This is a genomic window from Microbacterium sp. CCH5-D1 (genome assembly GCF_001557335.1).
GTDB classification, from domain to species: domain Bacteria; phylum Actinomycetota; class Actinomycetes; order Actinomycetales; family Microbacteriaceae; genus Microbacterium; species Microbacterium oxydans.
Genome location: NZ_LSJW01000028.1, coordinates 1 through 2,125, shown reverse-complemented (window position 1 = coordinate 2,125; position 2,125 = coordinate 1). Strand labels below are relative to the sequence as shown.

3 protein-coding genes are annotated in these 2,125 nt (G+C 72.0%); 1 reads left to right on the top strand and 2 read right to left on the bottom strand.

The annotated features are described in order from the left end of the window. On the top strand, positions 1-298 hold a 298-nt coding region (locus AX744_RS01755), incomplete at its 5' end, for a DUF7507 domain-containing protein (protein WP_231728719.1). Positions 299-322: 24 nt separating this feature from the next. Here AX744_RS01755 and AX744_RS01750 read toward each other — a convergent pair. Then, positions 323-1,288, bottom strand: coding sequence for a hypothetical protein (locus AX744_RS01750; protein WP_061015218.1), 966 nt, complete (start codon positions 1,286-1,288; stop codon positions 323-325). Positions 1,289-1,383: 95 nt separating this feature from the next. After that, the coding region (locus tag AX744_RS20480; RefSeq protein WP_061015217.1) for an NERD domain-containing protein at positions 1,384-2,125 on the bottom strand (742 nt) is incomplete at its 5' end.

The window sequence follows — 2,125 nt, the reverse complement described above, 5'->3', positions numbered from 1 at the left end:
CACCTGTCCCGCCACGAGCCTCGGCTCGGGAGCGCAGATGACCTGCACGGTGCCTCCACACACCGTCACCACCGCCGACGTCGGTCGCGGCCAGGTGCGCAACGTCGCCACCGCGACGGGTGTCCCGCCCGGCGGCGGAACGATCGTGCCGCCGCCGTCGGAGACGACCACGCGGGTGTTCCCGCCGCCGCCGCCCACGCTGGCGGTCACGGGAGGCACTCTCTCGGCCGCTCTCATGGTCGGGGGACTGATGCTCTTCCTCGGGGCCGTTCTCCTGCGACGTCGGCGCACGACGTGACGTCGGCTCGTCGGTGCGGACGGCTCAGCGGCCGTCTGCACCGTCGAGCACGCGCGTGCCGATGAGGGTGAGCCATCGCGACGGCGCTCCCTCCTCGGCATCGACCGGGAACCAGGTGCGCCCGGGGAGCGCAGCGCCCTGCAGCCAGGTGCCGTCGTCCTGACGTGACCGCCTCACGAGATCGAGCGCATCGGTGATCCGCGGATCGGACGCGCGTCCCTCGTGCAGTCGGGCGTCGCGGAAGTGGTCGAGTGCGGTCAGCGCGCTGTACTGGTGCCGACTCGGGTAGACGAAGTGCGAGACGAACGGGCCGACGAGCTCGCCCGTCGACTCGCGGTACAGCAGTCGGCGGCGCAGCAGATACTCCTCGCCCCGGTGCCTCGCCTCGCGCAGGGAATCGTCGCCGGTGAGACGCTCATACGACAGCATGCCGCGCAACGCATTGAGGGTCGAGTGGAACGAGGAGCGCACGGAATCGCCCTCCTCCGCCTCGCAGTTCCATCCGCCGTCGTCGAGCTGGTGCGCCGGGAACCAGCGGGCGAGTTCGGAGACATCGACTCCCAACCAGGCGCCGTTCGCCAGCGTGAAGGCGTTGATGCACACGTCGACCTCACCGCCCCAGAACGGCAGATCCTCGTACTCCCATCGGCAGTTGCGCGCAAGGCGCTCGGCTGTGTCTCCGAGCGCCGAGGCTTCGACGCCCCATTCCCGAAGCTGATTCAACGACCAGCTCGTGGCCGTCCAGGGCTGTATCGGCTGACGCGCCTCCTCGGTCTCGAAGTAGCCGCCCGGGAAGTGCGCTCCGCCGGCCCACTGCCCGTCGGCGTCCTGATGCGCGAGCAGTGCCGCACCCAGTCCCTCGGTCGCCACGCGTCGCCGGGTCGCCTGCCACACCCGTTCCGGTTCTCCCAGGAGGTCGCGTTCCACCTGCCAGCGCAGCGCCGGATCGGAATCGAGCAGCCAGTCCTTGGTCCGAGCCGTGATCGCCATGGGGGCACGCTACCCGTCGACCTACGCCCCCGGAAGGGGGTCTAGCTGCGCGTGACAGTGAACCCGGCTCCGCGCACGCGTGGCGAGAGGCGGGATCAGACGAAGCGGACGGTCTGCTGCAGCCGCGTGCGCACGTCGAACAGCTCGTTGCCGCCGATCGCGCGCCCCTGGGGGACGCCTTGCCGCAGGACCATCGCCAGCGCGCTGCGCCGCACCACGACGACCGGCACTCCGCGACTCGTGCCGAGCGGGGTGACGGCCTGGGCGAGGTCGTCGTCGGGCAGCACGATGATCGCGCCGCCGAACTTGACGCGCGCTGCCTTGGCGACGGCGCGCATCCGGCCCAGGGCCGCGGTGACCGGTGCGCGGGTGCCGACGCTCGGGCCGGTGATCTCTCCGCGACGGAAGCCGACCACTCCGCCGAAGTCCTCCGACATCACGCCGTACAGGCCGGATGGGCCGAGCACCACGTGATCGAGCTTGTCGTCGGCATCCGCTCCCACCGCGACGTCGTGCCACACCGTGAAGCCCATGCCGAGGTCGGACACCGTGCGGGCCGTGGCCTCTTCTGCCAGGGCGTCGGCGAGGAGTCGACGCAGATCGCGCGGAGCCGAGCGCACGAGGGCGGGGTCGTAGGGATCGGGCACCTCGACGCCGCGGCCGGCCCATTCGCGGATGAGTGCGAGGTAGCGCTCACGACGCCATCCGCCGGGGTGGCCGTAGGAGCGGGCGCGGGGGCGGGTGTCGGTGCGGGCTGCGGGCGGGCGCCATCCGCTCCACTCCGCCGCGGGGTCGGCTGCTGCGCCGGGCGTCGTGGTCGGTACGCCGGTGCGGCGG